Genomic DNA, 23,539 nt, shown 5'->3' with positions numbered 1-23,539 from the left:
GCCGCCGCTAGGCTCGTCAGGCCCATGAACCGGATCACCGTCGCCCTCCTCGCCGCCTTCGACGCCGCGCTGTCGGCGCTGATCGGCATCGCGATCCCGCTCGTCCCGCTGACCGTCCTCTGGGCCGTGCAGTACGACACGACGGTCGACTTCGGCGTGTTCTGGCGGGTCGCCGCCGACGCCTGGCTGCTCGGCCACGGCGCCGACCTGCACGCCGCCCTGGCTCCCGACTCCGCCCTCGCCGTGGCGCTGCCCGGCGGCGCGGACGCCTTCCCGGTGACGATCGCCCCGCTCGCTTTCGCGCTCCTCACTGTGCTGCTCGGTGCGCGCACCGGCCGCCGCGCCCAGGAGTCGCCGTTCCGGGCCATCGGCGTCCTCGTCGCCATCGCGACCTACCTGGCGATCGCGCTCCTGGTCTCCCTCGGATCGGCGGATCCGGCCGCCACCGTCGACCCGCTGCAGGGGACGCTGCTGCCGCCGCTCGTCTTCGCGCTGGGCGTCCTCGTCGGAGCAGCGCTCCACTCCGCCCGCAGCGACGAGGCCGACCCCCTCGGCGAGCTGGCCGCCTCCGCGCTCGACCGCGTCCCCGCGCCGGGGCCCGGTCTCGTCTTCGCGTCACTGCGCGGGGGAGCGCTCGCCTCGGCGGCGGTGGTCGGAGTCGCGGCGGTGCTCGTCGCCGTGCTGCTGGTCGTGCACTACACCTCGGTCGTCGCGCTCTACGAGAGCCTCGGCGCCGAGGCTCTCGGCGGGCTGGCCCTCACCCTCGGGCAGCTGGCGTTCCTCCCGAACCTGGTGATCTGGGCGGCGAGCTGGCTGATCGGGCCGGGCTTCGCCCTCGGCACCGGTTCCTCCGTGAGCGCTGCCGGGACGCTGCTCGGACCGATCCCGTCGATCCCGGTCCTCGCCGCACTGCCCTCGGGCGACTCGGCCTTCGGGTTCCTCGGACTGCTCGTGCCGTTGCTCGCCGGGTTCGCCGCGGGATGGCGGCTGCGCCGCAGCGTGATCGAGGCGCTCGACGGACGGTCGCTGCTGCGCTGGGGTGCCGCCGCGGCCGGCGGGATCGGCGTGGTCGGCGGCCTGCTGCTCGGACTCCTCGCCTGGTTCTCGGCCGGCGCCGCAGGGCCGGGCCGGCTCGCCCAGGTGGGCTCGGACCCGCTCGTGGTCGGGGCGGTCGCCGCCCTCGAGCTCGCGCTGGCCGCGGGCCTGGGCCTCGCCGCGGGCCGCAGCCGACGCTGACGCCGGCGGAGGCGTCCCCCTAGACTTGCGCAGTGCTGAAGTTGGTCGTGCTCCTCTCCGGCGGCGGATCGAACCTCCGCGCCCTGCTGGACGCCACCGGCGACGAGGGCTTCCCCGCCCGCATCGTCGCGGTCGGCAGCGACACGGCCGCCGAGGGCTTCCGCCACGCCGAGGAGCGCGGAGTCCCCGTCTTCACGGTCGCGCCGCGCGACTTCGCCTCCCGCGACGAGTGGGGCGCCGCCCTGCTCACGAGGATCCGGGAGTGGGAGCCCGACCTCGTCGTCTGCGCGGGCTTCATGCGGATCCTGCCGCCCGTCGTCGTCGACGCGCTCAGCCCGCGGATGATCAACACGCACCCCGCTCTGCTGCCCCTCTTCCCCGGCGCGCACGCCGTCCGCGACGCCCTCGCCGCCGGCGCGACCGAGACCGGCGTCACCGTGCACGTGATCGACACCGGCGTCGACACCGGCCCCGTCATCGCCCAGGAGAGCCTCGCCGTGCTCCCCGGCGAGAGCGAGGAGGCGCTGCACGAGCGCATCAAGACCATCGAGCGCCGCCTGCTGGTGCAGACGGTGCTCGACATCGCCCACGGAACCGTCGACCTCGAGGAGCTCGCCCGCGCATGAGCATCACCGCCCACGACCCCAGCAGCTACGACGACCGCGACCGGGTCCCCGTCCGTCGGGCGCTGATCTCGGTCAGCGACAAGACCGGCCTGCTCGAGCTCGGAGCGGCGCTCGCCGCGGCCGGCGTCGAGCTCGTCTCCACCGGCTCGACCGCCGCGAGTCTCCGCGGCGCCGGCCACGAGGTCACCGACGTCTCGGCCGTCACCGGATTCCCGGAGTCGCTCGACGGCCGCGTGAAGACGCTGCACCCGGCCGTGCACGCGGGCATCCTCGCCGACCTGAGGCTCGCCTCGCACCGCGAGCAGCTGGAGCAGCTCGACATCGCCGCGTTCGAGCTGGTCGTGGTGAACCTGTACCCGTTCCGCGAGACCGTCGCCGGCGGCGCCGGCGCGGCGACCGTGGTCGAGAACATCGACATCGGGGGCCCGGCCCTCGTGCGCGCCGCCGCGAAGAATCACGCGAACGTCGCGATCGTCGTCGACCCGGCCGACTACTCCGGGATCGCGACCGCCCTCGCCGACGGGGGCACGACGCTCACCGCACGCCGCACCCTGGCGGCCCGCGCCTTCGCGCACACCGCCTCCTACGACTCCGCCGTCGCCTCCTGGTTCGCCGGGCAGGAGGCGGCCGAGGGCGTCGAGGGCTCCGTCGAGATCCGCGGGACCCTGCAGCAGGTCCTCCGCTACGGCGAGAACTCGCACCAGAAGGCGGCCCTCTACGTCTCGCCCGACGGCACCGGCATCGCGCAGGCGACGCAGCTGCACGGCAAGGAGATGTCCTACAACAACTACGTCGACGCCGACGCGGCCGTCCGCGCGGCCTACGACTTCGTGCTCCCCGCCGTCGCGATCATCAAGCACGCGAACCCCTGCGGCATCGCGATCGCGAGCACGAAGGCGATCGACCCCATCGCCTCCGCCCATCGCCGCGCCCACGAGTGCGACCCGGTGTCGGCCTTCGGCGGCGTCATCGCCGCGAACCGGCCCGTCACCCTCGCCATGGCCGAGACGGTGAAGGAGATCTTCACCGAGGTGCTCGTCGCCCCCGGCTTCGAGCCCGAGGCGCTCGAGGTGCTGAAGACCAAGAAGAACCTGCGCCTGCTGCAGCTCCCCGACTTCTACGCCCCCGTCGAGCGCGAGTTCAAGCAGATCTCCGGCGGTCTGCTGCTGCAGGAGCCGGACCGCTTCGTCGGCGGACCCGGCGAGGTCAGCTCCGGCTGGCAGCTCGTCGCCGGCGACCCCGCGGACGCGGACACGATGCTCGACCTCGAGTTCGCGTGGAAGGCCTGCCGCGCCGTCAAGTCGAACGCGATCCTCCTCGCCAAGGGCGGCGCCTCCGTCGGCGTCGGCATGGGCCAGGTCAACCGCGTCGACTCCTGCCATCTCGCCGTCACCCGCGCCGGCGACCGCGCCCCCGGCTCCGTCGCCGCCTCCGACGCGTTCTTCCCCTTCGCCGACGGCCTCGAGGTGCTCCTCGCCGCCGGCGTGAAGGCCGTCGTCCAGCCCGGCGGCTCCGTCCGCGACGCCGAGGTGATCGACGCGGCCACCCGCGCAGGCGTCACGATGTACACGACGGGGGAGCGGCACTTCTTCCACTGAGTGACGGGCGCGGAGCGCCCGTCACTCGGTGGAAGAAGTGGTGTTCGATCTCCCCGCCGCTCCTCGCGCGGCGGGGCGCGGTCGGCTTCGCGACGGGGGGCGTTCCGTGGAGCGGGGTGCGTCGCCGACCGCGGGAATCGCTTGGCACGCGATCCCCGCTGAGACGGCTCTGCCGTGTTCGATCTCCCCGCCGCTCCTCGCGCGGCGGGGCGCGGTCGGCTTCGCGATGGGGAGCGTTCCGTGGAGCGGGGTGCGTCGCCGGTCGCGGGAATCGCTGGGCACGCGGTTCCCGCTGAACCCGCTCTGCCTTGCGGTGCGCGTCTTTCCTGCCGCTCCTCGCGGGCAGGGCGGGAGTGCGCCGGCGAGGGTGAGGGGCACTGCGCAGCCGGGCTCTTAGGGGGCTGCTAGGGGATCGACAGGCGGGGCGCGGGCGGGGGCGCGTAGGGTCGCCGGGTGCCTTCCGACTCGACGCCCGCGTCCACGCCCGACACCCCGACCGCCGCGACCGCAGTCGCCCCGAACCGGGGCCGCGCGCCCGGGACGGGCCGCCGGATCCTCGTCGCGCTGCTCGCCGCCGCGGCGACCGCGCTCGTGGCGCACCTCGCCAACCTGCTGGCCTTCTTCATCGGCAACCAGCTGCAGCCCGGCTCCATCCCGCAGGTCAACGCCTACTTCCTGCTCTCGAGCGTGCTCGGCTTCGTGGTCGTCCTCGCCCTCGCCGTCGCCGGGATGCTCGGCCGCACCTGGAGCGCCGCGCTCGCGGGACTCGTCGCGGGCGTGGTCGGAGCCGTGTTCGGCACGCTCGTCCAGGCCAGCGCCACCGGCGAGGCCGTCACGGGCGCCGTCTGGGCCTCCATCTTCCAGACCTTCGCCGGGCTCAACCTCGTCTTCCTTCTCGCGTTCACCGTCTCGTCGGCGAGCGTCGGCCGCGCGCTCTGGCGACGCCTGCGCACCACGGGCGCGCCGGCCGTCGCCGCCGCTCGCCGCATCGCGATCGTCCGGGCCCCGGGCGCCGACCTCTCGGCGGGCGAGCTCACCCACCTCGAGCGCGTCCCCGTCGACCAGCAGCGCGCCCAGCAGCAGTGGGAGGCGTACGTCGACCTGCTCGAGCGGGCCGGCTGGGAGACGGTCGAGGCCGCACCCGCGCCCGGACTCGCCGACTCCGTCTTCCTCGAGGACGCCGTCGTCGTGTTCGGAGACCACGCCGTGATAGCCCGCTCCGGAGCGGAGTCCCGACGTGGTGAGACCGCCGGTGCGGAGGAGGCCGTCCGTGCCCTCGGCCTGACGGTCGACCACATCCAGGAGCCTGCCACGCTCGACGGCGGCGACGTGCTGAAGGTCGGATCGACGGTCTACGTCGGTCGCGGAGGCCGGACCGACGCGGCGGGGGTCGCCCAGCTGCGCGCGATCCTCCGCCCCCGCGGGTACGACGTCGTCGCGGTCCCGCTGACGAAGGTGCTGCACCTCAAGAGCGCCGTGACCGCGCTGCCCGACGGCACGGTCATCGGCTGGGAGCCGGTCGTCGACGAGCCGCGCCTGTTCCCCTCCTTCCTGCCGATGCCCGAGGAGCCGGGCGCCCACGTGGTCGTCCTCGACGACGACACCCTCCTGATGGCAGCCTCCGCTCCCCGGAGCGCCGAGCTGCTGCGGAGTCTCGGCTACCGCGTCCTCACCGTGGACGTCTCGGAGTTCGAGAAGCTCGAGGGCTGCGTGACCTGCCTCTCGGTCCGCGTCCGCTGACGGCGGAGGCGGGGAGCCGCCGGATCGCGGCGGCCGCTGGACGGAGCGCAGAGCCGGGGTATAGCCTTCAAGGCTGCCCGGAGCTCTCCTGGCCGGTGTGGCACCTCCCGCCTCCCCGCCCGCCCGGCTGGAGAGGCTCCGCCCTCGTCGCGAAAGCACTCCGCCGTGTCCGCTCCCGCCCTCCCGTCACCCGGCGCTGCCGCGCAGAAGCGCCCGAGCACGCTGCAGACCCTGCTGCGCCTCGTCCCCTTCGTCGGCGACTCCCTGCCCCGGCTGGTCGGCGGCATCGCGGTCGCGCTCGTGGCGAGCCTGGTGTCGCTGGTCATCCCGATCGTCCTGCAGCAGCTCGTCGACGGGCCGCTCGGGGACGGAGCGGCCTCCGCCGGCTCGGGCGACCTCGGGCCGCTGATCGGCCCGGTCGCCGTCATCCTCGTGCTCGGCGTCGTCGAGGCGGGCGCCATCGCACTGCGGCGCCGGATGGTCCTCACCCCCAGCACGCGGATCGAGGCGCGCATGCGCTCGGCGCTCTACAGCCGCCTGCAGGACCTCCCCGTCTCGTTCCACGACCGCTGGCAGAGCGGGCAGCTCCTGTCGCGGGCGATGAGCGACCTCAGCCTCATCCGCCGCTGGATCGCCTTCGGCTTCGTCCTGCTCGTGGTGAACGCGCTGACGATCGTCGTCGGCTTCGGCGTCCTCGTCTACTGGAACCCGATCCTCGGCGTTCTCTTCGTCGTGTGCTCGATCCCGGTCTGGATCTACGGGTTCGCCTTCGAGAAGCGCTACTCGAGCATCGCCCGCCGCAGCCAGGACCAGGCCGGCGACCTCGCCACGACCGTCGAGCAGTCGGTGCACGGCATCCGCGTCCTGAAGGCTTTCGGCCGCCACCAGCACGCGCTGGAGAACTTCGCCGGCCAGGCCGAGAAGCTCCGCGGCACCGAGATCGACAAGGCCCGCGCCATCGCCGGGATCTGGCTCGTCCTGCTGCTGGTGCCGGACATCGCGTTCGCGCTCTGCCTGCTCGGCGGGGTCTGGCTCGCCGCGGCCGGCCAGCTGAGCGTCGGCGAGCTGTTCGCCTTCTTCGCCACCGCGACCGTGCTGCGCTGGCCGGTCGAGTCGATCGGCTTCCTCCTCTCGATGACCTTCGACACCCGCACCGCGGTCGACCGCTACTTCGAGGTGATGGACAGTCGGAACACGATCACCGACCCGGAGGACCCCGAGACGATCGCCGAGCCGCGCGGGCGGGTGCGCTTCCGCGGCGTCCACTTCCGCTACCAGGACGCCCCGGAGCGCTACCGCGACCTCCTCGACGGCGTCGACCTCGAGGTCGAGCCGGGCGAGACGATGGCGCTGGTCGGCATCACCGGCTCCGGGAAGACGACGCTCACCGCGCTCCTCCCGCGCCTCTACGACGTGACCGGCGGAGCCATCGAGCTCGACGGCGTCGACATCCGCCGCCTCCGCCGCGACGAGCTGCGCACGCACATCGGCATGGCGTTCGAGGACGCGACGCTCTTCTCCACCAGCGTGCGCGAGAACGTCCTCCTCGGCCGCCCCGACGCGACCGAGGAGGAGCTGCTCGAGGCCCTCGAGATCGCGCAGGCCGACTTCGTCCACCGCCTCCCCGAGGGCCTGGACACGAAGGTGGGCGAAGAGGGGATGAGCCTCTCCGGCGGCCAGCGCCAGCGCCTGGCCCTCGCCCGCGCGGTGGCGGCGCGTCCGGCGGTGCTCGTCCTCGACGACCCCCTCTCGGCGCTCGACGTCGACACGGAGGCGCGCGTCGAGGCGGGGCTGCGCCGCGTGCTCGGCGACACCACCGCGATCATCGTCGCCCACCGGCCCTCCACGGTGGCGCTCGCCGATCGCGTGGCACTGATGGAGGAGGGCCGCATCACCGCGGTCGGCACCCACAGCGAGCTGCTCGCGAGCAGCCCGCACTACCGCTTCGTCATCTCGAGCCTCGAGGAGGACGAGCTGACCCGGCCCGCCGGGACCGAGCGCATCGGCTCCCGCCCCACGACGACCCACCAGGAGACGCGATCATGAGCACGCTCGGTTCCTCCGAGGAGCGCGACGACCTCAGCAGAGCGGAGTCGGCGGCCCTGAGGCGGCGCTCGCTGCGGCTGCTCGGCTCCCTGCTGCGGCCGCTCCGGCTGCGGCTGGTGCTCACCGCGGTCGTGGTCGTCGTCGCGACCGCGGCCCAGGTCGCCGGACCGGCGCTGATCGCGGCGGGCATCGACAACGGCCTGCCCGCGGTCCTCGCGGGGAACGCGGTCCCGCTGGCGGTCACGGTCGGTGCCTACATCCTCACCGGGCTCGTCGGCGCGCTCCTGGTCGCCTGGTACACCGTGCTCTCCGCGCGGGTGAGCCAGGCGATCCTGATCGACCTGCGCAAGCGGGTCTTCCTGCACACCCAGAAGCTGAGCCTGGAGTTCCACGAGAACTACACCTCCGGCCGGATCATCTCGCGGCAGACCAGCGACCTCGACTCCATCCGCGAGCTGCTCGACTCCGGCATCAACCAGCTGGTGCAGGGCGCGCTCTACATGGGCTTCGTCGCGATCGCCCTCGTCTCCCTGGACGGCGTGAGCGGCCTCGTGCTCGCCTGCGCCCTGGTGCCGCTCGCGCTGCTCACCCGCTGGTTCCAGAAGCGGTCGCAGGCGCTGTTCCGCGGCACCCGCGTCGCCTCGTCCCGGCTGATCGTGCAGTTCGTGGAGTCGATGACCGGCATCCGCGCCGTGCAGACCTTCCGCACGCAGAAGCGCAACGAGTCCGTCTTCGGCGGGGTCGTCGAGCAGTACCGGCTCGCCTACAAGCGCGTCTTCGGGGTGTTCGGCACCTTCGACCCCGGGCTCGTGCTGATCGGCAACGTCACGGTCGCCGTGGTGCTGTTCATCGGCGGCGTCCGCGTGCTCGACGGCGGGCTCGAGATCGGCGCGCTGCTGGCGGTCCTGCTCTACACCCGGCGCTTCTTCGACCCGGTGCAGGAGATGGCGATGTTCTACAACTCCTACCAATCGGCGGCCGCCGCGCTCGAGAAGATCTCGGGCGTGCTGGCCGAGGAGCCGAGCGTCCCGGATCCGGCCCGACCGGTCGACCTGCGCCAGGCGCGGGGCCGGCTCGGCTTCGAGGGCGTCCGCTTCGCCTACACCGCCGACCGCGAGGTGCTGCCCCGCCTCGACCTCGACATCCCCGCGGGGCAGACCATCGCCCTCGTCGGGTCCACCGGCGCCGGCAAGACGACGCTCGCCAAGCTGATCTCGCGCTTCTACGACCCGAGCGACGGCGTGGTGACTCTCGACGGGGTGGACCTGCGGCAGCTGCACCCGAAGGACCTGCGGCGCGCGATCGTGATGGTCACCCAGGAGGCGTACCTCTTCTCCGGATCCGTCGCCGACAACATCGCGATCGGGCGGCCGACCGCGTCCTATGACGAGATCGTCCGTGCCGCGCAGGCGGTCGGCGCGCACGAGTTCATCCAGGCGCTGCCGGACGGCTACGACACCGACGTGAACAAGCGCGGCGGCCGCGTCTCGGCCGGTCAGCGCCAGCTGATCTCGTTCGCCCGTGCGTTCCTGGCCGACCCGGCGGTGCTGATCCTGGACGAGGCGACCTCCTCGCTCGACATCCCGAGCGAGCGCCTGGTGCAGCAGGGCCTGCAGACGCTCCTGGCGGACCGCACGGCGGTCATCATCGCGCACCGCCTCTCGACGGTCGCGATCGCCGACCGGGTGCTGGTGATGGAGCACGGCCGCATCGTCGAGGACGGCACCCCGGAGGCGCTCATCGCCGGCGAGGGCCGCTTCGCCACCCTGCACGCCGCCTGGCGGGACTCGCTCGTCTGATCGGACGGCGCGGGGCGGGTGCGGTCTGCAGGCGTTCGTGCCGTCTGCAGGCACCCGTGCGATCTGCAGGTGTTCGCGCCGTCTGCAGGCACCCGTGCGATCTGCAGGCACCTGTGCCGTCTGCAGGGCTGGGTGCGATCTGCAGGGGATTTCGGCGAGAAGGCCGATTCCGCCGCGGAAGTCGGCCGGGAGGTCGAGCATCTCCTGCAGACGGCACGGCGATCCCCTGCAGACAGCCCTGGAGCCTGCACATCGCACCTGAGCCTGCAGACGGCACGGCGAACTCCTGCACATCGCACCGGAGCCTGCAGACGGCACGGTGAACTCCTGCAGATCGCACTGGAACCTGCAGATCGCACCGGAGCCTGCAGATCGCACGAGTCGGCGGCGGGCGCCGCAGGGAAGCGCGGAGAATCAGGGGCGCCAGCGGGCGGTGCGGACGTCCACTCGATAGCCGGTCGGAGTGACGACGAGGGGCGTGCCCTCGCGCTCGTACTCGAGGCGGGCGCGCTCCTCGTGGCCGAGCGGAGGCGCACCACTGGAGCGCACGACGCGCCACCAGGCCGCTTCCGAGCCGTAGCGGGCCATCACCGTGCCGACCGCCCGGGACGCCCGCGAGCCGAGGAGCGCGGCGATCTCGCCGTAGGCCATCACTCGCCCGGGCGGGATGGAGTCGACCACGTCGAGGACCGCGGAGACGAAGTCGACCGGGTCCGGCGGGTCCGGCACCGCAGCGGTCGGCCCCGGTGCGGCGGAGTCGCTCCACGAACCCCCGCTCCACGAACCCCCGGCCCGCGAACCCCCGGCCCGCGGACCTCCCGCGCTCAGAGCGTCAGCGCCCCGATGTTCTCGCCGTACTGCGTCTCGCCGACGACCTCGAAGCCGATCCAGCGGAAGAACTGCTCCGGGCCGTCCTCGCCGGACTCCCAGATCACCGTGAGGGTGTCGAAGCCGCGGGCGCGGGCCTCGTCGGCGGTGGCGCGGACGGCGAAGGTGCCCACGCCGCGGCCCTGCTTCGCCGCGTCGATGTTGATGCGCCAGATGCAGCTGCGGAACTCCTCCGCCGCCTCCGGGTCGAAGTGCGCGTGGATGAAGCCGACCAGCTCATCACCGTCCATCACGGCCCGCTGCCAGGAGGCGCCCGGGTCGATCACCGCGGCGGCGGCGGAGTAGGAGACCGGCGCGATGAACTGCTCCTGGCCGGGTTTGAGGCTCAGACCGTTCACGGCGGAGATGTTCGAGGCGGACAGCTCTTCCAGGCGGAGGTCACTCATGCCGTCACTGTACCGGCGGCGCAGGACGGCGGGCATCCTCCTGTCGGGCGACGCGCACCGGCCGTCGGGCGGACCGAGGAGAACTGTCTCGACATCGAGACAGTTCGGGCCTCGGGTAGGCTGGCGGAGGCCATCCGGAGCGGTGCAGAGCCGCCCGTCCCGCACAGGTGCGGGGTCATCGACACCATGGGAGAGCAATGTCCAAGATCAAGGTTGAGGGAACGGTCGTCGAGCTCGACGGCGACGAGATGACGCGCATCATCTGGCAGAAGATCAAGGACACCCTCATCCACCCGTACCTCGACGTGAACCTCGAGTACTACGACCTCGGCATCGAGTACCGCGACGAGACGGACGACCAGGTCACGATCGACGCGGCGCACGCCATCCAGAAGCACGGCGTCGGCGTGAAGTGCGCGACCATCACCCCCGACGAGGCTCGCGTCGAGGAGTTCGGCCTGAAGAAGATGTGGAAGTCGCCCAACGGCACGATCCGCAACATCCTCGGCGGCGTGATCTTCCGCGAGCCGATCATCATCTCGAACATCCCGCGCCTCGTCCCCGGCTGGAACAAGCCGATCATCATCGGCCGCCACGCGTTCGGCGACCAGTACCGCGCCACCGACTTCGTCTTCAAGGGCAAGGGCACGCTGACGGTCGAGTTCACGCCCGAGGACGGCTCGGAGCCCATGAAGTTCGAGGTCTACAAGGCCCCGGACGACGGCATCGCGCAGGTCCAGTACAACCAGGACGCGTCGATCCGCGACTTCGCCCGCTCGTCGCTCAACTACGGCCTCTCGCGCAACTACCCGGTCTACCTCTCGACCAAGAACACGATCCTCAAGGCCTACGACGGCCGCTTCAAGGACATCTTCGAGGAGATCTTCGAGACCGAGTTCAAGGAGCGCTTCGACGCCGCGGGCCTCACCTACGAGCACCGCCTCATCGACGACATGGTCGCCTCGGCCATGAAGTGGGAGGGCGGCTACGTCTGGGCCTGCAAGAACTACGACGGCGACGTCCAGTCCGACACCGTCGCGCAGGGCTTCGGCTCGCTGGGTCTGATGACCTCCGTGCTCTCCACGCCCGACGGCAGCGTCGTCGAGGCGGAGGCGGCGCACGGCACCGTCACGCGCCACTACCGCCAGCACCAGGCCGGCAAGCCCACCTCGACGAACCCGATCGCCTCGATCTACGCCTGGACGCGCGGCCTCGCGCACCGCGGCAAGCTCGACGGCAACCAGGAGCTCATCGACTTCTCGCTCACCCTGGAGGACGTGGTCATCAAGACCGTCGAGTCCGGGAAGATGACGAAGGACCTCGCTCTGCTCGTCGGCCCCGAGCAGGGCTGGCAGACGACCGAGGAGTTCCTCGCGACCCTCGACGAGAACCTGAAGGCCCGCATGTCGGCCTGATCTCCGGCTCCCGCAGACGCGTTCGGCCCGCACGGATCCTCGGATCCTGCGGGCCGGACTCGTCTCCGGGCTCGGCGGCCGGCCCCGCGCCCGTGGCCGACATGTCAGAGCGCCCGGGCGAGCTCCTCCATCGCGTGGAGCGGATCGGGTCCCGACGGCATCAGCACGACGCTCGACGCGCCGGCCTCGTGCAGCAGGGCGATGCGGCGGCGAGCGTCCCCGGGAGTGCCCACGACGGCCAGCTGGTCGACCCAGGCGTCGGGCAGGTCGCGGACGAAGGCGGCGCGGTCGGCGCTCGCGGCTCGCAGGCGGGCGAAGTCCTCGGCGAAGGGGAGCGGCTCGATGTGCGGCGCCCAGTCCGGTTCGCCGATCCACTCGAGGCCGGGCCGGACCGCGTCGCGCGCAGCGGCCGCGTCGTCGTCCACGGCGGCCACGTTGTAGGCCACGATCCGCCCGGTGCCGCCGAGGTGGCCGCGGGCCGCCGCGAGGTACTCCGGAGTGACGGGCTCGGCCAGGACGGCCCCATCGGCGATCCGGCCCGCGAGCGCCAGCGACTTCGGTCCGCGGACGCCGGCCAGCAGCGGCGGTACGACGGTGGGCGGCGACTCCAGGACGAGGCCGTCCACGTGCACGTAGCGGCCGGAGCGGTCGGTGCGCTCGCCCGAGAGCAGCGAGCGGATCGCGTCGAACTGCTCCTCGAGCAGGGTGAGCGGGCTCCGGGGCCAGACGCCGAGGCCGCGCATCCACTGCGGCATGCCGTGGCCGATGCCGGCGTGGACGCGGCCGGGGAACAGCTCGGCGAGGGTGCCGAGCTCCATCGCGGTGAAGGCCGCCGTGCGGACGGCGGCGGGCAGGATGCCGATGCCGACGACGATCCGCTCGGTGGCGGCGAGCACCGCGCCGGCCTGGGCGATGCCGCCACGGAAGCCGAGGTCCTCGACCACCCAGAGCTCGTCGAAGCCGAGCTCCTCGGCGCGGCGGGCGTAGCCGAGCACCTCGGAGGCGGGGAGGTCGCGGGGGAGCAGGACGCCGACGGCGGTGTCGGAGGAGGAGGCGCGCATCCGGCCAGCGTAGGGCGTGCCGGACAGGCGGAGGGCCCGCCCGCACGATCGCGGACGGGCCCTCCGTCGTCGTCCTACTCGGCGGGCGCCTCGCCGATCCGCACCTGCTCGGGGCGGGCGGTCGAGACGACCTCGATGCGGCGGGGGCGCGCCTTCTCGCTGACCGGGATGGTCACCGAGAGCACGCCGTTGTCGTAGGACGCGGAGATGCGCTCGGTGTCGACGCCCTGGCCGAGGCTCAGCTGGCGGACGAAGGTCGCCGACTGGCGCTCCCGGGTGATCCAGGTGACGTCGTCGCCGCTCGCGACGGTGCGCTGGGCGCGGATGGTGAGGAGCTGCCCGTCGACGTCGACGTCGACGGATCCCGGGTCGATGCCGGGGAGGTCGGCGGTGAGGACGTAGTGGTCGCCGTCCCGGTACAGGTCGATCGGCATCCGGCGGGGCCCCTGCCCGGAGCCGAGGAGGGCGGTGGCGAGGCGGTCCAGCTCGCGGACGGGGTCGTAGGTGACAGCCATGAGATCACTCCATTCAGTCGTGCAACGAAGAGTTCCAAGAGTTGAGCCGACCCGGCTCAACGCCAGCAATTTAGCACTCGGGGAGCGGGAGTGCCAACGCCGAGGGCCGCCTCGGCGTCAACTTCGTTACCTGTTCGTAACAAAGCTGGGCAATCGAGTTCGTAGGGTCGTTTCTGTGTGGAAACCGATCCGGTTCCCAGCGAATGTGAGTAAGGACATCGATTGCCGATCCACCTGTCCCACCGACCACCTGTCCGCCGCGCTGAGAGGCGCATCCTCGCGGGCCTCGCCGTCCTCGGAGTCGCCGCGACCGCGGCCTTCGCCACCACCGGCGCCAGCGCCGCCCCTCTCGCCGGCAGCGCCTCGCTCGTCGGCGGGCTCTCCGTCGGCCAGAGCTTCGACGACGGCGACTACGTCGTCACCCTCGTCGAGCCCTCCGCGGCCACCTACCAGGGCAGCGACGCCCGCTTCGCCCGCACCGCACCCGTCGACGGTGCGCAGCTGCAGGCCGCCTCGGCTCCGGTGGAGGACTACTCCGCCCACCTCGAGCAGCGCCAGGAGGACGTCGCCTCCGCGGTCGACGCCGCCATCGGCTACCACTACACCGTCGCCCTCAACGGCTTCTCCGCGACCCTCTCGGGCGAGCAGGCGGGCGAGCTCGCGAGCCGCCGCGACGTCGCCGAGGTCCGCAAGGTCGAGAACCTGAAGCTCGACCGCGCCGCGCAGTCCTCGCCGCTCGCCGCGGCCGCCGCCGGCATCCCGGTGCCCGACACCGGACAGCAGCGCTCCACCGACTTCCTCGGCCTCGAGGGCGAGAACGGCGTCTGGCAGAAGCTGGGCGGCATCGACAAGGCGGGCGAGGGCGTCGTCGTCGGCGTCATCGACTCCGGCATCGCGCCCGAGAACCCCTCCTTCGCAGGCGCGCCCCTGGCGACCTCGCCCGGAGCGGCCCCCTACACGGACGGCACCACCACCTCCTTCGCGAAGTCGGACGGCGGGACCTTCGTCGGCTCCTGCTCGCCGGGGCTCCCCGCCTCCGAGCAGTGGGACGGCGACGAGTGCAACCAGAAGCTCATCGGCGCACGCTGGTTCCTCGCGGACGAGGAGGTCGGCTCGACGGACAACCCCGAGTACCGCTCCCCGCGCGACGCCGACGGGCACGGCTCGCACACCGCGAGCACGGCAGCCGGCAACAACGGCGTCGAGGCGAGCGTCGACGGCTACGACTACGGGAAGATCTCCGGAGTCGCCCCGGCCGCGAAGGTCGCCGCGTACAAGGTCTGCTGGAACGGACCCGACGAGGGCACCGACGACGACGACTTCTGCTCCGGTGCGGGCATCCTCGCGGCCATCGACGCCGCGACCAAGGACGGCGTCGACGTCATCAACTTCTCGATCGGCGGCGGCTCGGCCACCTCGACCCTGACCGCGATCGACGAGGCGTTCCTCAACGCCGCCGCCGCCGGCGTCTTCGTCGCGGCCTCGGCCGGCAACTCCGGTGCGGGCGCCTCGACGCTCGACCACGCGTCGCCCTGGTACACCACGGTCGCCGCGTCCTCCATCCCGACCTACACCGCGACCGCCACCCTCGGTGACGGCCAGAAGTTCGTCGGAGGATCCATCTCGGTCCACGAGGACGTCACCGGACCGCTGGTGAACAGCGCCGACGTCGTCAGCTCGGGCGCCGAGAGCCCCGCCATCTGCGAGACCGGCACCCTCGACCCCGACAAGGTGAAGGGCAAGGTCGTCGCCTGCACCGCAGGCGTCACCGCTCGCGTCTCCAAGTCGGCCGAGGTCGAGCGGGCCGGCGGCATCGGCATGCTGCTGCTCAACCCGACCCCGAACGCCCTGCACGTCGACGACCACTCGGTCCCGAGCATCCAGATCGACTCGCAGGCCTACCAGGCGATCACGACCTACGCCGGCACCGCCGGTGCGACCGTGACCCTCTCCGAGGGCAACTCGTCCGGTGCGTCCATCCCCGTCCCGCAGGTCGCCGGCTTCTCGTCGCGCGGACCCGCTGAGGCGGACGGCGCCGACGTGCTGAAGCCCGACCTCACGGCGCCCGGCGTCGCGATCCTGGCCGACAGCTTCAACGCCGAGGGCGACGACCCCGCCTTCGCGTTCGAGTCCGGCACCTCGATGTCGTCGCCGCACGTGGCCGGCCTCGGCGCGCTGATCCTCGGCGCGACCCCGAAGGCCTCGCCGTCCGCGGTGAAGTCGGCGATGATGACCTCCGCCTACGACAGCGTCGACCAGTCCGGCGCCGCGTCCGAGGACGTCTTCGCCCAGGGCGCCGGACACGTCGACCCGGCCGCGTTCCTCGATCCCGGACTGCTCTACCAGAGCGGCACCGAGGACTGGATCGCGTTCCTCAAGGGTGCGGGCTACGTCTTCACCTCGAACCCGGTGATCGACCCGATCGCCGCGATCGACCCGTCCGACCTCAACCAGGCCTCGATCGCGATCGGCGCCCTCGCGGGCACGCAGACCGTGACCCGCACGGTCACCTCGACCGGCGCGGGCACCTACACCGCCTCGGTCGACGGCCTCGCCGGGATCGACACCGTCGTCTCGCCCTCGACCCTCTCCTTCACGGGTGCGGGCCAGACGGCGGAGTACACGGTCTCCTTCACCACCGGCTCGGCGGCGCTCAACCAGTTCGCCACCGGCTACCTGACCTGGGCGAGCGCGGAGCACGACGTCCGCAGCCCGATCGCGGTGCGCCCGGTCCTGCTGGACGCGCCCTACGAGGTCTCCGGCACCGGCTCGACCGGCACCGGCACGGTGACGGTCACGCCCGGCATCACCGGCGCGCTGCCGCTCACCGCGAGCGGTCTCGCCCAGGGCGTGCTCGCCGAGGACGCCACCGCCGCCGACGGACACTCGGCGACGCTCCCCACGGGGAAGTCGCTGACGACGACCGTCGTGGTGCCGGAGGGCGCCGAGTTCGCCCGCTTCGACCTCGACTCGATCGACGACACGGCCGACCTCGACCTCACCGTCACCAGCGAGAGCACCGAGAAGGTCTTCACCTCGGCGACCGGCTCGGCCGACGAGCGCGTCGACATCGCCGACCCCGCCCCGGGCGAGTACACGGTCCAGGCCGATGTGTACGCGACCGCTCCGGGATCCTCGACCGCCACGTTCGACTTCCGCAGCTTCGTCATCACTCCGGAGAACGGTCTCGGCTCGCTGAGCACCGACCCCGCCGTGGTCGACGCGGTGCAGGGCGAGCCGATCGCGTACGCGGTCTCCTGGTCGAACCTGGCGGGCCCGGCCCGCTACCTCGGCCGTGTCGCCTACACCGACTCGGGACTCGCGACGCTCGTGAGCGTCGACGTCACCGAGGCGGTCACCCCCACCCCGACGCCGACCGCGACTCCGGAGCCCACGGGCACCCCGGAGCCGACGGCGACGCCGACGGCCGGCCCCACCGCCGGACCGGGGGAGCCCACCTCCACGCCGACCGCCGGACCGGGCGCGCCCGTCCACGGCGCCGGCGGCCTCCCGTCGACGGGCTTCGACGGCGGTCTCCTCGGAGCCGCCGCCCTCGCCCTCCTCGGTGCGGGTGCTGTGATCACCGGCCTCCGACGCCGCGCCCTGGCGCAGCGTGAGGCGGGCGCCGCGGAGTAGTCCTCCGCGACCGCCGCGAACGGCCGTCCCCCTGCTCCTCCTGGAGCGGCGGGGGCGGCCGTTCGCCGTTCCCGGGTGAGGAGGCTGAGGCGGGTCTGCTCGTGATGCGGGCAGGGACCGGGTCGGGTCGGGCCGCGGGAGGGAGCCGCTCGAGAGGGGAGGTGGGAGCGGGGGAGGGAGAGGCCGACGATCAGGGTGAGCGCAGCACGTCCGGCGGCCGGCCCGGCAGCGCGATCGGCCGGGGATCCCGCTGCGGCGGCGGCTCGACCTGCTTCGACGGGAGAGCACCGTGGGCGCCTGTCGCTTGCCGCCCGCGCGGCGGGACGGCGGCGAGGCCCGGCGGTGCCTGCTCCGAAGCGGTGCCGGTTCCGCTCAGAGGCCGCGGTGCTCGCTCCGGTACAGCGTTGCCCGGCTCCGAGCGAGCGCTCCCTCGGCTCGAGCTGGCGGCGTCCGGCTCAGAGGGAGCGGCGTCCTGCGATGACGCCGGAGACGACGGCGAGGACGCCGAAGACGATCGCGACGACCGGCTGGCCGAGGTCCAGCCACGCCAGCGCGGCGGCCCCCATCACGAGCAGCTCGATCAGCGAGCGGCCGTAGACGTCGATCGCGAGGACCGCGCGCGGCGAGAGGAAGAGCGCCCAGATCAGCGCGGCGACCACAGGAGCGCCGATGCCGAGGACGATGCTCCACGGGAGGTCCCACGACGCCAAGCCCCAGAGGGCGAAGGTCGCCAGCGCGACGAGCTCCAGCAGGAACCGGAGGATCGCGTTCGGGCCGATCCTGATGTCGGTGCCTGCGGCGTCCGCTCCTGCTCGATTCACGCCGACCATGCTAGCCGCCGGAGGTCAGCGGAAGATGATGGTGCGGGCTCCGTCGAGGAGCACGCGGTCCTCCGCGAACCACTTGACCGCCTGCGTGAGCGTGCGGCTCTCCTCGTCCTGCCCGATCGCCACGAGCTGGGCGACCGAGTGCGAGTGGTCCACGCGCACCACGTTCTGCTCGATGATCGGCCCCTCGTCGAGGTCGCTGGTGACGAAGTGCGCGGTCGCCCCGATCAGCTTGACGCCGCGGGCGTGCGCCTGCTTGTACGGGTTCGCGCCCTTGAAGCCCGGCAGGAACGAGTGGTGGATGTTGATGGCGCGGCCGGCCAGGCGCGCGCACAGCTCGGGGGAGAGGATCTGCATGTAGCGCGCCAGGACCACGAGCTCGACGTCGTGCTCCTCGACGACCTCCAGCACGCGCTCTTCGAACCCGCGCTTCGACTCCGGCGAGACCACGGGTCGCGACTCGAAGGGCACGCCGTAGAACTCGGCGAGGTCGCGCAGACTGCCGTGGTTGGACAGGATCATCGGGATGTCCACCGCGAGCTGCCCGGCGCGCTGGCGGAAGAGCAGGTCGTTGACGCAGTGCGCGGCGGTGGAGGCGAGGACGAGGGTCCGCAGCGGCCGGCCGACGACGTCGAGGCGCCAGGTCATCCCGTAGTGCTCGGTGATCGGCAGCAGGGCGGCGGCGAACTCCTCGCGGCTGATCGGCGACTCCACCTGCAGGCGCATGAAGAAGCGCCCGGTGTCGGCGCTCGAGAACTGCTGGCTCTCGGTGATGTTGCCGCGGGCCTGGACGACGGCTCCGGACACGGCGTGCACGATGCCCGGCTGGTCGGGGCAGGCGAAGGTCAGGGTCCAGTGATTGCCCGCGGGCCGGGCGCCGGACCACGCGGCGTCGCTGCCCGTCGGACGGGTGCTCGCGGAGGCGGGCCGGGGAGTCGCGGACGCGGCGGGTTCGGGCTGCATCCGCCCAGGATAACGGTGGGGCGCGGAGCGGTCCGCGCGCCTCAGCCCGCGTCGACGGACACGACGGCGACGGGTCCCGTCCGCCCGTCCGGGGTGGAGTAGCGGACGCCGATCGTGTGCCTCCCGGGGCCGACCTGCAGGGTCGCGGCGACGACCGGGGCTCCGGGAGCGAGGGATCGGACCCGCTCGCCGTCGACCAGGAGGTCGAGGCCGTCCGCGTCGGGGTCGGCGAGCACGAGCACGCCGACCACGCCCCCGCTCGACGCGGCCCGGGCGAGGAGCACCGGTGCACGGAGGTCGACCGCCACGGGAGCGCTGACTCCTGCGGCGGTGCGCGCCAGCACCGTGGTCGTGCCCGCGGGGAGGGGGAGCGCCGGGACGGTCCAGGAGCCGGCGGCGTCGGAGGTGGCGGCGCCGTAGCGGCGTCCGTCGGAGGCGTCCTCGAGGAGCACCTCGGCGCCGGGCGCAGCGGTGCCCCCGGCATCGGGCAGCAGCCGGCCGTCGGTGTCGAGAGCGAGGGTCGGCGCGGCTTCAGCGGGCGGCTCGGACGGTGCGGGCGTCGGAGTTCCGGAGGGAGTCGCAGGGGTCCGCGGAGTCGTCGGCGCCGGTGTGGGGGTGCCTGCTGCGGGAGTGGTGGCCGGAGCCGGAGTGCCCGGCGCCTGAGTCGCGACCGGTGTCGGGGTGCTCGGAGCGGGAGTCGGGACCGGAGCCGGGGTGCTCGGAGCGGGAGTCGGGATCGGAGCGGAGGGCCGGACCGGATCGGAGGGCGGGCTCGGAGTGCTGCCGCCCGGGCTCGGCGCGGAGCTCCCGGTCGGGGCCCCCGGTGACCCGGCGGGAACGGGGGTCGCGGTGACGGCAGGGGTGGGAACCGGTGCCGCGCTGCCTGCAGCGGCAGGGCGAGACGTCGCGGGCTCTTCGGCAGGAGTCGGGGAGGCGGCCGCCTCGATCGTGCTCGATCCCGGTGCGCCGACGGGATCGGGGGACGGCTCCCGCTGCGGCGAGGGTCCCGTCCTCCCGGGTGCCGTGCGCGTCGCTCCGGCATCGTCCGACGCAGCCCCTCCTGCCCCGTCCGGCACCGAGCTTCTCGGAGCGGAGCCGGGATCGCCGGACCGACTCGCGGGATCGCCGTCCGCTCCGGCACTCGCGCGGTCCGCGGCCCCCGGTTCCGTCTCCGGCCCGCCGGCGCTCGCCGTCGCTCCTCCGCTCGACGTCGGCGCGGCTGCCTCGGCCGTTCCGCGCTCCTCCTCCTCCTGCGTGGAGGCGTCCACAGCCGCCACGACCGCCCCGTTCCCGCTCCCCGACAGCAGCACCGCGGCCCCGACGACTCCTGCGACCGCCGCCGCAGCGGACGCGGCGACGACCACTCCCGCTCCGCCGCCCGCCCTCGACGCCCGGACCGCGCTCGGCGGCGGACCGGAGGCCGTGCCGGAGCCGCGGCCCGCCGCCCAGGCGGCCGCACCGCTCAACCCGGCGGTCAGCGGCAGCAGCACCGACGCGAGGCGGCGCGCGGTGCTCTCGGCCTCCGCCAGCGCCTCCCGGCAGGAGAGGCAGCCGTCCAGGTGCCGGTCGATGCGCAGTCTGTCGCGGGCGGGCAGGCGTCCCCGCGCGTGCGTCCCGGCCCGCTCGAGCACCCATCCGCACTCGCCGGTCGCCGAGGCATCCGCCACGTGCTCCCGGATCCACGCGGAGCGCAGCCCCTCCCGCGCGCGGACCCCGAGCGCTGCGACCGCGTTGGGCCGCAGCCCCATCAGCGGCGCGGCGGCGGCGGGGGACAGGCCCTCCACCTCCGTGTACCAGAGCACCTCCTGCCAGCGCGGCGGCAGCGCCCGGAACGCGCGCGCGCCCAGGTCCCGCTCGAGGGCGGCGAGGGCGTGCGCCTCGGGGTCGGGGCCGGCGGAGGGGAGGGCGCGGTCGGCCTCGTCGAACGGCCGCTCGTGCCGGCCCCGTCGGGCCCAGGACCCCGCGACGTTGCGGACGGCGGCGAAGAAGTAGGGGCGGAAGGCGCCCTCGGGTCCGCCGCCGCGCTCGATCGCCCGCAGGACGCGGAGGAACGCCTCCGAGACCAGGTCGTCGGGGTCGGAGCTGCTCGCCCACGCCCGGGCCACGGTGCGTCCGGCCGAGGAGTGGCGGCGCCAGAGCTCGGAGACGGCGTCGGTGCGGCCCTCCCGGACCAGCGCGACGAGCTCCTCGTCGCTGCGGCCGTCGACGCGCTCGGAGCGGCGTCGAGGACCCATGGCGACGCCCTCCCTCCCGGCCCCGCCCCGGAGCCGACCGAGGGATCGTCGCACGATCGCGCGCGCCGGCCCCCGACTGGCGCGACTCCCGCGCCACCCGGCCCGCTTGCTAGAGTGAGCCCGCCGCGACTGGCGTTCGGATGGGTGACCATCAGGGAGCGGCACCTCCTCCGGGGCAGCGCCCCGGACACTTTTCCCGCCGCACGCCTGGGCTGGAACGGATACCGTAGATCGGGTCGCCCGAACGAGCCGTGTCGCGCCGCCGCGACCTGCCGGGCCCCTTCCGTTTCCCAGCCAAGGAGCGTCCGTGTCCTCTTCCCCCGCCAGCCCCGGCGTCGCCGCCTCGTTCGACCAGCCCGTGTCGGTGGTCGACCCCGAGATCGCCGCCGTGCTCCAGCAGGAGCTCGACCGTCAGCGCGGCTACCTCGAGATGATCGCGAGCGAGAACTTCGTGCCGCGCGCGATCCTCGAGTCGCAGGGCTCCGTCCTGACCAACAAGTACGCCGAGGGCTACCCCGGCCGCCGCTACTACGGCGGCTGCGAGTACGTCGACATCGCCGAGCAGCTCGCGATCGACCGCGCCAAGGCCCTCTTCGGCGCCGAGTTCGCCAACGTCCAGCCGCACTCCGGAGCCTCCGCCAACGCCGCAGCGCTCGCCGCGCTCGTGCAGCCGGGCGACACCATCCTCGGCCTCGAGCTCGCGCACGGCGGTCACCTGACCCACGGCATGAAGCTGAACTTCTCGGGCAAGCTCTACAACGCGACCGCGTACGGCGTCGACCCGCAGACCTTCCGGATCGACATGGACGCGGTCCGCGAGAAGGCCCTCGAGGTCCGCCCGCAGGTGCTCATCGCCGGCTGGTCCGCCTACCCCCGCCAGCTCGACTTCGAGGCGTTCCGTGCGATCGCCGACGAGGTCGGCGCGAAGCTCTGGGTCGACATGGCCCACTTCGCCGGCCTCGTGGCGGCCGGGCTCCACCCCTCGCCGGTGCCCTACGCCGATGTTGTGACAACCACCGTCCACAAGACGCTCGCGGGCCCGCGCTCGGGCCTCATCCTCGCGAAGCAGGAGTACGCCAAGAAGCTGAACTCGGCCGTCTTCCCCGGCCAGCAGGGCGGCCCGCTGATGCACGTGATCGCCGCGAAGGCGACAGCGTTCAAGCTCGCCGGCGAGCCCGAGTTCGCCGACCGTCAGGCGCGCACCATCCGCGGCGCGCAGATCCTCGCCGAGCGCCTCACGGCGGCCGACTCGAAGGCCGAGGGCATCGACGTGCTGACCGGCGGCACGGACGTCCACCTCGTCCTCGCCGACCTGCGCGACTCGCCTCTCGACGGCAAGCAGGCCGAGGACCGCCTCCACGAGGTCGGCATCACGGTCAACCGCAACGCCGTGCCGTTCGACCCCCGCCCGCCGATGGTCACCTCGGGCCTGCGCATCGGCACGCCGGCGCTCGCGACGCGCGGGTTCGGCGACACGGAGTTCACCGAGGTCGCCGACGTCATCGCCGAGGCGCTCAAGCCGTCGGCCGACCTCGAGGCGCTGCGCGGCCGCGTCGCCCGCCTCACCGACGACTTCCCGCTCTACCCCGGGCTGTAGTCGATCCGCTGCACCACCCGCGCGGCGGAGGCCGGGCCACCGCCCCCTTCCGCCGCGCCACGACCGAGGAGACCGCGATGACGGCACAGGTACTCGACGGCGTCGCGACGGCGACAGCGGTCAAGACGGAGATCGCGGAGCGGGTCGCCGCTCTGCGCGAGCAGGGCGTCGTGCCCGGGCTCGGCACGCTGCTGGTGGGGGACGACCCCGCCTCCCGCTCGTACGTCGCGGGCAAGCACCGCGACTGCGCGGAGGTGGGGATCGAGTCGATCCGCGTGGACCTCCCCGCGACCGCGTCGGCGGACGACATCCGCGCCGCCATCCGGCAGCTCAACGAGTCGGCGGCGGTGACCGGCTACATCATCCAGCTCCCGCTGCCGAAGGGCATCGACGAGAACGCGATGCTCGAGCTGATGGATCCGGACAAGGACGCCGACGGCCTGCACCCCACCAACCTGGGCCGCCTGGTGCTCGGCGTCGAGGGCGAGCTGGACAGCCCGCTGCCCTGCACGCCGAACGGGATCGTCGAGATGCTGCAGCGCCACGGCATCCCGACCTCGGGCAGGCACGTCGTCGTCGTCGGCCGCGGCCTCACCGTCGGCCGGCCGCTCGGGCTCCTGCTCACGCGGAAGGGCCTGGACGCCACGGTGACCCTCACCCACTCCCGCACGGCCGACCTCGCCGCGGAGGTGCGGCGCGCCGACGTCGTCGTGGCCGCCGTGGGCGTGCCGGGGCTCATCCGCGCCGACTGGGTGAAGCCCGGTGCCGCCGTGCTCGACGTGGGCATCACGCGGGTCGAGAACCCGGAGACGGGCCGCGCGAAGCTGACCGGCGACGTCGCACCGGAGGTGGCGGAGGTGGCGGGCTGGCTCTCGCCGGTGCCCGGCGGCGTCGGTCCGATGACGCGCGCGATGCTCATCCACAACGTGGTGACGGCGGCCGAGCGCGCCCTGCGCTGACCGGCTCCGCGCC

At 73.3% G+C, this 23,539-nt stretch carries 17 protein-coding genes; 10 read left to right on the top strand and 7 right to left on the bottom strand.

Features of this window, described 5'->3' with window-relative positions:
- Positions 1-24: 24 nt before the first annotated feature.
- The 6 genes from GSU45_RS12235 to GSU45_RS12210 all read left to right on the top strand — a co-directional run bounded on the left by GSU45_RS12235 (position 25) and on the right by GSU45_RS12210 (position 9,045).
- Positions 25-1,236 (top strand): DUF6350 family protein, encoded by a 1,212-nt coding sequence (locus GSU45_RS12235; RefSeq protein WP_159915305.1) that lies wholly within the window; start codon positions 25-27, stop codon positions 1,234-1,236.
- A 32-nt stretch (positions 1,237-1,268) separates the two neighbouring features.
- Positions 1,269-1,862 (top strand): phosphoribosylglycinamide formyltransferase, encoded by a 594-nt coding sequence (gene purN, locus GSU45_RS12230; protein ID WP_159915303.1) that lies wholly within the window; start codon positions 1,269-1,271, stop codon positions 1,860-1,862.
- Positions 1,859-3,460, top strand: a complete 1,602-nt coding sequence (gene purH / locus GSU45_RS12225) for a bifunctional phosphoribosylaminoimidazolecarboxamide formyltransferase/IMP cyclohydrolase (RefSeq protein WP_159915301.1) — start codon at positions 1,859-1,861, stop codon at positions 3,458-3,460. The genes purN and purH overlap by 4 nt, the downstream gene beginning before the upstream one ends.
- A gap of 453 nt (positions 3,461-3,913) precedes the next feature.
- Positions 3,914-5,200 (top strand): dimethylargininase, encoded by a 1,287-nt coding sequence (ddaH, locus tag GSU45_RS17395; protein WP_279631096.1) that lies wholly within the window; start codon positions 3,914-3,916, stop codon positions 5,198-5,200.
- A 165-nt stretch (positions 5,201-5,365) separates the two neighbouring features.
- Positions 5,366-7,246, top strand: coding sequence for an ABC transporter ATP-binding protein (locus GSU45_RS12215; RefSeq protein ID WP_159915299.1), 1,881 nt, complete (start codon positions 5,366-5,368; stop codon positions 7,244-7,246).
- Positions 7,243-9,045, top strand: coding sequence for an ABC transporter ATP-binding protein (locus GSU45_RS12210; RefSeq protein WP_159915297.1), 1,803 nt, complete (start codon positions 7,243-7,245; stop codon positions 9,043-9,045). Before GSU45_RS12215 ends, GSU45_RS12210 begins: the two co-directional genes overlap by 4 nt.
- Positions 9,046-9,459: 414 nt before the next feature.
- Here GSU45_RS12210 and GSU45_RS12205 read toward each other — a convergent pair whose 3' ends face one another.
- Together GSU45_RS12205 and GSU45_RS12200 are read right to left on the bottom strand one after the other, a co-directional pair.
- Positions 9,460-9,774, bottom strand: a complete 315-nt coding sequence (locus tag GSU45_RS12205) for an MGMT family protein (protein WP_159915295.1) — start codon at positions 9,772-9,774, stop codon at positions 9,460-9,462.
- A 95-nt stretch (positions 9,775-9,869) separates the two neighbouring features.
- Entirely contained in the window at positions 9,870-10,319 is a 450-nt protein-coding gene (locus GSU45_RS12200) for a GNAT family N-acetyltransferase (protein WP_104224946.1), read from the bottom strand.
- Between the two features lie 197 nt (positions 10,320-10,516).
- On the opposite strand from GSU45_RS12200, the gene GSU45_RS12195 reads away from it, so the two are divergent.
- Positions 10,517-11,734, top strand: coding sequence for an NADP-dependent isocitrate dehydrogenase (locus GSU45_RS12195; protein ID WP_159915293.1), 1,218 nt, complete (start codon positions 10,517-10,519; stop codon positions 11,732-11,734).
- 104 nt (positions 11,735-11,838) lie between these two features.
- Here the strand turns inward: GSU45_RS12195 and GSU45_RS12190 are convergent, their stop codons facing one another.
- The gene (locus GSU45_RS12190) at positions 11,839-12,795 is read right to left on the bottom strand and encodes an LLM class flavin-dependent oxidoreductase (protein WP_159915291.1); all 957 of its coding nucleotides are present in this window, start codon (positions 12,793-12,795) and stop codon (positions 11,839-11,841) included.
- A 74-nt stretch (positions 12,796-12,869) separates the two neighbouring features.
- Positions 12,870-13,310, bottom strand: a complete 441-nt coding sequence (locus GSU45_RS12185) for an Hsp20/alpha crystallin family protein (protein ID WP_159915289.1) — start codon at positions 13,308-13,310, stop codon at positions 12,870-12,872.
- A gap of 222 nt (positions 13,311-13,532) precedes the next feature.
- Here GSU45_RS12185 and GSU45_RS12180 point away from each other — a divergent pair, with 222 nt between their 5' ends.
- Positions 13,533-16,946 carry a S8 family serine peptidase gene (locus tag GSU45_RS12180; protein ID WP_159915287.1) on the top strand — a complete coding sequence of 1,138 codons (3,414 nt, stop codon included), beginning with the start codon at positions 13,533-13,535 and terminating at the stop codon, positions 16,944-16,946.
- Positions 16,947-17,401: 455 nt separating this feature from the next.
- Here the strand turns inward: GSU45_RS12180 and GSU45_RS12175 are convergent, their stop codons facing one another.
- From GSU45_RS12175 to GSU45_RS17390, 3 genes are read right to left on the bottom strand one after another with little or no spacing between them, the layout of a single operon-like run.
- A complete protein-coding gene (locus GSU45_RS12175; protein ID WP_244248112.1) occupies positions 17,402-17,767 on the bottom strand; it encodes a YrdB family protein in 366 nt (121 codons plus the stop codon).
- A gap of 24 nt (positions 17,768-17,791) precedes the next feature.
- Positions 17,792-18,736, bottom strand: a complete 945-nt coding sequence (purU, locus tag GSU45_RS12170) for a formyltetrahydrofolate deformylase (protein WP_104227281.1) — start codon at positions 18,734-18,736, stop codon at positions 17,792-17,794.
- 41 nt (positions 18,737-18,777) lie between these two features.
- Positions 18,778-20,970 (bottom strand): sigma-70 family RNA polymerase sigma factor, encoded by a 2,193-nt coding sequence (locus GSU45_RS17390; protein ID WP_159915283.1) that lies wholly within the window; start codon positions 20,968-20,970, stop codon positions 18,778-18,780.
- Positions 20,971-21,277: 307 nt separating this feature from the next.
- Here GSU45_RS17390 and glyA point away from each other — a divergent pair, with 307 nt between their 5' ends.
- Positions 21,278-22,567 (top strand): serine hydroxymethyltransferase, encoded by a 1,290-nt coding sequence (gene glyA / locus GSU45_RS12160; protein ID WP_104224723.1) that lies wholly within the window; start codon positions 21,278-21,280, stop codon positions 22,565-22,567.
- A gap of 77 nt (positions 22,568-22,644) precedes the next feature.
- Entirely contained in the window at positions 22,645-23,526 is an 882-nt protein-coding gene (locus GSU45_RS12155; RefSeq protein WP_159915281.1) for a bifunctional methylenetetrahydrofolate dehydrogenase/methenyltetrahydrofolate cyclohydrolase, read from the top strand.
- The last annotated feature ends 13 nt before the right edge of the window (positions 23,527-23,539 follow it).

It is taken from the genome of Rathayibacter sp. VKM Ac-2801 (assembly GCF_009834245.1).
In the GTDB taxonomy this organism is placed as follows: domain Bacteria; phylum Actinomycetota; class Actinomycetes; order Actinomycetales; family Microbacteriaceae; genus Rathayibacter.
Note: the sequence above shows the minus strand (reverse complement) of the source record. Positions and strands in the feature narration are given on the sequence as shown.